Source organism: Mycoplasma sp. CSL7503-lung (assembly GCF_025515455.1).
Classification (GTDB): domain Bacteria; phylum Bacillota_I; class Bacilli_A; order Mycoplasmatales; family Metamycoplasmataceae; genus Mycoplasmopsis.
On record NZ_JAOPHP010000014.1, the window covers coordinates 20973 to 27274 of the forward strand.

General features: G+C 24.1%; 7 protein-coding genes. 5 read left to right on the top strand and 2 right to left on the bottom strand.

Translation table 4 applies throughout. From position 1 onward, the window contains the following. Position 1 precedes the first annotated feature (1 nt). The 4 genes from N9R85_RS02435 (at position 2) to pnuC (ending at position 3339) form a co-directional block, all read left to right on the top strand. Complete coding sequence (locus N9R85_RS02435; RefSeq protein WP_262858439.1) at positions 2-661, top strand: BC85_0335 family putative methyltransferase; 660 nt, start codon at positions 2-4, stop codon at positions 659-661. Between the two features lie 42 nt (positions 662-703). After that, entirely contained in the window at positions 704-1189 is a 486-nt protein-coding gene (gene greA / locus N9R85_RS02440; protein WP_262858440.1) for a transcription elongation factor GreA, read from the top strand. Positions 1190-1239: 50 nt separating this feature from the next. After that, a complete protein-coding gene (hpt, locus tag N9R85_RS02445) occupies positions 1240-1785 on the top strand; it encodes a hypoxanthine phosphoribosyltransferase (RefSeq protein WP_262858441.1) in 546 nt (181 codons plus the stop codon). 84 nt (positions 1786-1869) lie between these two features. Further along, positions 1870-3339 carry a nicotinamide riboside transporter PnuC gene (gene pnuC, locus N9R85_RS02450; RefSeq protein ID WP_262858442.1) on the top strand — a complete coding sequence of 490 codons (1470 nt, stop codon included), beginning with the start codon at positions 1870-1872 and terminating at the stop codon, positions 3337-3339. Positions 3340-3357: 18 nt separating this feature from the next. On the opposite strand, the gene pip is transcribed toward pnuC, so the two are convergent. Further along, a complete protein-coding gene (gene pip, locus N9R85_RS02455; protein ID WP_262858443.1) occupies positions 3358-4290 on the bottom strand; it encodes a prolyl aminopeptidase in 933 nt (310 codons plus the stop codon). 97 nt (positions 4291-4387) lie between these two features. On the opposite strand from pip, the gene N9R85_RS02460 reads away from it, so the two are divergent. Continuing rightward, positions 4388-5365, top strand: a complete 978-nt coding sequence (locus N9R85_RS02460; RefSeq protein ID WP_262858444.1) for an aspartate--ammonia ligase — start codon at positions 4388-4390, stop codon at positions 5363-5365. Between the two features lie 605 nt (positions 5366-5970). Here the strand turns inward: N9R85_RS02460 and N9R85_RS02465 are convergent. Next, a partial coding sequence (locus N9R85_RS02465; protein ID WP_262858445.1) for a hypothetical protein occupies positions 5971-6302 on the bottom strand: 332 nt, incomplete at its 5' end.

Genomic DNA, 6302 nt, shown 5'->3' on the forward strand with positions numbered 1-6302 from the left:
AATGACTTGAACACCTACTAATATCGGTTTAGCTATCTCTGCAGTTGTTGTATTTATAATAGGAATAGTGGTTTATGTAGGGATTAATATTTGAGCAAAAAAAATAAGAAATAATTTTATCAATAAATCTAGACAAGAAACATTAATTAAAATTGAAAGTTTAAGAAACGATATTGGAACTTTACCTTTTGAATTAAAAGATAAATTAAAATCTAAAACTGATGATTTGGATATCGAAGGTATTATTAATACAATTTACATCAATAAATATCAAGATGTGTTAGTTATTTCTGAAAATGATATTTTCCCTAACGTTGCAATAAGTGAAAAAACTACGGCCAAAAACTATTATTTAATTAACAATTTTAATTTTGATAAATTTACACAAATTAGAGATAATAATCCCGAAGATGTTACAAAACCGCTTTTTCTTTATAATAATGAATTATTAGATTTAATAGTAGTTTTTAAAGAAAGTAAAAATCTTTTTGATTTATATAAAGACTATTTTAATAAATTAAATAAAGATGGTATGTTAATCTTCAATTTAAAAAAAATAAAGAATTCTGAAATTAATAATTTAATCAATGAATTAAAAACTAAAAACATAAAATATGAAGTTTCATACATAACTAATAAATATCTTTTTATTGTTAAATAAACTTTATTGTATAATAATATTAATAATTAGAGGAGTTTTCACATGAATGATGATAAAAAATTAATTTACTTATCAATTGAAAAGTATAACGAGTATAAAAAAGAGTATGAACAATTAATTAATGTTGAACGTAAATCTGTTCAAGAAGCATTAAAAGAAGCTCGTGCACAAGGTGACTTGTCAGAAAACGCTGAGTATGATGCCGCAAGAGAAAGACAAGGTATTGTTGAAGCTCGTATTTCAGAATTAGAAAATATTTTAGATAATTCTAAAATTATTGAGTCTAATTCCGATAAACAAGATAATAGAATTGGTATAAATTCACAAGTTACATTTTTAATTTTAGAAAAAAACGAAACTAAAACTATCATGATTACTGGTTCACATGATGCAGATCCGTTTCAAAATAAAATTTCAACATTTAGTCCATTAGCAGTTGCTATGTTAAATCATGAAATTGGTGATGAAGTCGAAGTTGAAGGTGTTAAGAAATTTACAATTAAAATTATGGATGTTAAACACTTATAATATAAAGTCGTATTTTAATACGGCTTTTTTATAAAAAGAAAGGATATAAAATGAATAAACACCCAAAGATAAAAAAGATATTATTTGATGAAGAATTTGTAAACAATAAAATAAAAGAAGTTGCAAAATGAGTTAATGAAACTTATAAAAATAGCGAAAATTTAATAATAGTAGCCTTATTAAAAGGATCAGTTCCGTTCTTAGCGGAATTAATCAAACATGTTAGTGTTGATCATGAAATTGATTTTATAACAGCAAGCAGTTATAGCGGTCATCACGCTTCTAGCGGAAGCGTTAAAATTATTATGGATTTAGCTCAAGATATAAAAGATAAAGACGTTTTGATAGTTGAAGATATTATAGATAGCGGCATTACACTTAACAAAATAAAAAAAATGTTATTAAATCGTGAACCAAAATCATTTAAAATAGCAACCTTAATGGATAAACCTCAAAATAGAAAGGTTAAATTAGAAGTTGACTGTTACGGTTTCGAGGTTCCTAATGAGTTTTTAGTTGGGTTTGGACTAGACTATAAAGAAAAATTTAGAAACTTACCATATATTGGTGTTTTAGATGAAAAATATATAAAATAATTTATATAAAAATCGCAAATATAGGCCTTAAAAGCCTATTTTTTATGCTTTTTTATACTTTTTTTGTAGTATAATAATTAAATTATGTATGGAAGTTTAATTAAAAGAATAATAGTAGCAATAATAATAATTTTTTTAGGGTTTAACACTCTTTATTCATTTGATTATAAATCATGAATATGAGAATTTGGTAGTGTTTGACAAAAATTCATTGGCGTCAGCGTTTCTCTTTCGGCACTATTGGGTGTTTTATCAGTTATTGCTTTTTCAAACCACAAAAAGATAGGATACCCGTTAGGAATTGTAAATGCACTTCTTTTTTCTCTGTTTGCATTTTCGTTTAAAATTCCTTTAGATGCATTTATAAATTTATTTATTTATATACCAATATTAATTTTTACGTATTTTAAAACAACAAGAATTATCAAGAAAAATAAAGATTTTGAGTTTTTTAGATCTAATATTTATTCAACAAGTTTTTTTGTTTTTTTAACAATACTTTTAACAATACTTTTCTATTTTGTAACACCTTTATTACATAAAAATATATTGATTATATTAAATCAATTTGAAGATTCACAAACTTATGGTTCAAATTTTAATTATTATCAAGTGGCTTCAATTTTAAATTCACTAATTAATGCTTTATCTATTATAGCTTTAATCATGATGCTTTTAGGATTTAGAGATTCTTGACCGGTTTGAATTCTTAAAAATGTACTTTCATTTATTTTCTTTGGTGGTGTAGGGTTTTTAAATTGAACTACAATGATAATTAATATTATTTATATGATGTTTTCAATTTATTTCTATCTTGTTACAACTAATAAACAAAATGTTAAAATTGCTTTTATTTCTACTAGTGCAAGCGGAAAAGAAGTTCTTATTGATAGATTAGATCCGTATTTTAAATATAATAAATTTACAAAATTTGATGATTTTAAATTTGATTCAAAAGAATATGTAAATTACCTTGAAAACCCGAAAAATCATTCATATAAATTTGAAAAAAATATTTTTAAAACAAGATTGAAAAAAATTAAAAGAATGCAATTTAATAGTATCAATGTAATCGACGGACATATGATCGAAGATTTTATTTCCCCTGAAGTAAATATTAAATTAAATAATTTTTCTAAAAAACAAAAAATATATTGAAAATTTTGAAAAATTAAATACACCATTTCTTTAGCTCTCCAAGAAAAATTAGATTATGTATTTGTTATAACTAAAGATTTTAAAACTTCAAATATAAATCGTTTATACGCTATCAACAATTCTTCAAACGAACTTGAAAAAGAACGTTGAAATCTTGAGATCAAAAATACTTCATTTTTTAACGAAGTTCATAATCTTTATTTAGATAATGAAAATCTATCACCATTTTTATCAAGATTAGTTAAGAAGTTTTCTAAAAATGTAATCCATATTCACAACACAAACGCAGATGTTGCTACTGGAATTGTAATTAATAAAATTGATAGTTTGATAAATAAAAAAACTATATCTAATATTCAAAAAATAAAAAATATCATAAGAAAGATTAAATTTTAAAAAATATCTAGCTAACTACTAGATATTTTTTAAAATCTCTACTATTTTATTTCAAATAGGAGGTTCGCTTGTAGAATGACTCGCCGAATCCATTAAAAATAATTTTGAATTTTTTATCTTTTTGTGTAATAAATATGCTCCTATTGGTCTACAATCAATATCTTGTCTGCCGTGAACTATGTATGTTGGTATTGAAGATAGTTTGCTTGCATTTTCTAAAATATAATTATCAGTAGGCAAAAAACTATTATTTACAAAATAATGTGTCTCCATTAGTGCAATCGCTTTATTTTCGTTAATTTGTTCTTGGTTTAAGTTATTAGGTTCAACAAAAGGTTTTATCGAAACAAGCGCACTTTCTCAGTTAGAAAAAGTTGTTGCTATTTGATTAAGTTTGTCGTTATCCTTTTCATTTTTTAGAGCGTAATAATACTTCTCTAAATTATTTTTACCAGGATAATTTTGAACGATTGTGCTGTAATTTTCGAATAAATCTGGATAAAAATCACTTGCTCCATTTTCTTCGTAAAGATAATCTACATCTTCTTTACGGCCTAAAAAAACTGCTCTAAGTAAAATTTCACTTACATTATTAGTGTATTTTAATGCATACATTAAACTCAATGTTGTTCCTCAACTTCCACCAAAAAGCATTACCTTTTTTAAACCTAAATGAATTCTTAATTTTTCAATATCTTCAACTAATTCTTTAGTATTATTTTCTCTCAACTCTAAAAAAGGTGTACTTAATCCGCAACCACGTTGATCCATAAAAATTATCATAAATTTATTATGATCAAACAATTGGTTAAGTTTGTAAAAACTTCCTCCACCTGGTCCCCCATGTACAACTATTACAGGTTTACCTTTTAGGTTACCAAATATTTTATAATGAATTTTATGTAATTTTGATACCTCTAAAAAGTAAGATTTATTTGTTTCTAGTTCCATTTTTCTCCCTTGAAATCATATACATTAATTATTTTTATATAAATAATTACACTATATAATATTATATATAAAATAAACATACTTTAAGAGGAAATATATGTATAAGACAAAATTAAACATAAGAGAAACACAAAGTGCGATTCAAGATTTAAAATTACATTTTCAAGAAGATCTTAAAAAAGAGTTAAATTTAACAAGGGCTACTGCTCCATTATTTGTTTCTAAAGATTCAGGTTTAAATGACGGTTTAAACGGAGAATCACCAGTTAATTTCTTTCCAAAAAATTCTGAAAAAGAATTACAAATTGTTCATTCGCTAGCAAAATGAAAAAGACAAGCTTTATTTGATTATAATTTTAAAACTTATGAAGGTTTATATACAGATATGAATGCAATAAGACGTGAAGAAGATTTAGATGATACCCATTCATACTATGTTGACCAGTGAGATTGAGAAAAAATAATTACTGTAGAAGATAGAAATATTGATTTTTTAAAGAGTATCGTTAATAAAATATACAATTGTGTTAAAGAAACAAAAAAATACATTAATGATAAATATAATTTAAAAGAAGTTTTTGCAAACGATGTATTTTTCATTAGTTCACAAGAATTAGAAGATATGTTTCCTAATTTAACTCCTGAACAAAGAGAAAATGAGTTAGCAAGAGAAAAAGGTACTATTTTTGTTTATCAAATTGGTTGACCTATGGAATCTGGTCTAGTTCAATCTAAAAGAGCATTTGACTATGATGATTGAAAATTAAATGGTGACTTAATTATATATGCTCCATGAAAAAATAAAGCAATAGAATTATCGTCTATGGGAATTCGTGTTGATAAAGATTCAATAATAGCTCAATCAAAAATAAGTGAAGAAGAAGTTAAATTAATTTCAGAGTTCCACAAAGGTATAGTAGAAAACACTTTACCACTTACAATTGGTGGTGGAATTGGTCAAAGTCGACTAAGTATGTTAATGTTAGAAAAACAACATATTGGTGAAGTACAGTCATCATACTGACCAAAAGAAATGAAAGAAGAACTAAAAAAAGAAAACATTCATTTATTATAAAATAACGAACAAAATATAAATTTTGTTCGTTTTTATACCTAAAAAAGTTGAAAAAATCGAGATAACAATTTGTTATGTCCAAAAAACATATTTTTTCTTGTATTATTTCGTCTTCAATATATTGCAATTCTAAATCTAGAGATAAAAAATCCCTTAGCATCCAAACATATTGCTGTGTATATAACATAAATCTTTTTTTATTAAAGTAGTAAATTATTATTAATTTAATATTTTTGCGTAAATACGCATTTTTATTAAATGAAAATATTTATTTATAAATCTATTATTTTTTCATCTAATAAGAAATCTTTAATACCAACATATAAAATGCTGTCATCATCATATCTTGGTACAATATTATCCTTAACAATCACAATTTTCTTGAAGGAATCTCTAGTAATATTTTTTACTCTACCGTTATCTTTTTCGCTAGTAATCTTGGTCTTTGAATTTCCATTTTAACTCCTATTTAATATTTTTGCGTAAATATGCCTTTTTCTTAAATATATTCTAATATATGTAATATTATTTTTTGAATAATTAAACTTTTAATAAAAAATGTACACTAAAAACTTGTTGAAGTTTCAAGTGTACATAACATATTTCTAAATCTCTTTTGCTAAATTATATATTCAACTTATTATTTGGTTAGTTCCAATGTTTTCTTTAATAGTTTTCTTTATTGCATAATTTGTACTTCCACCACCTGCAATAATAAATTTATTAGATCCTACATTTGATTTATCAACTTGAATTAATAATGAAGTAACAATTTGCATTAAATTATTATTTTTATCTTCATAATAGCCGTGATATGAATCAATTATTTTACTTGTTTTTATCTCATCATAATCATTGTTATAATCTTTAATTTCAACATTAATTTGATGTTCGATTTTGTCTGTTTTATAAACTAAAACAAAGTCAGGAAATTGAC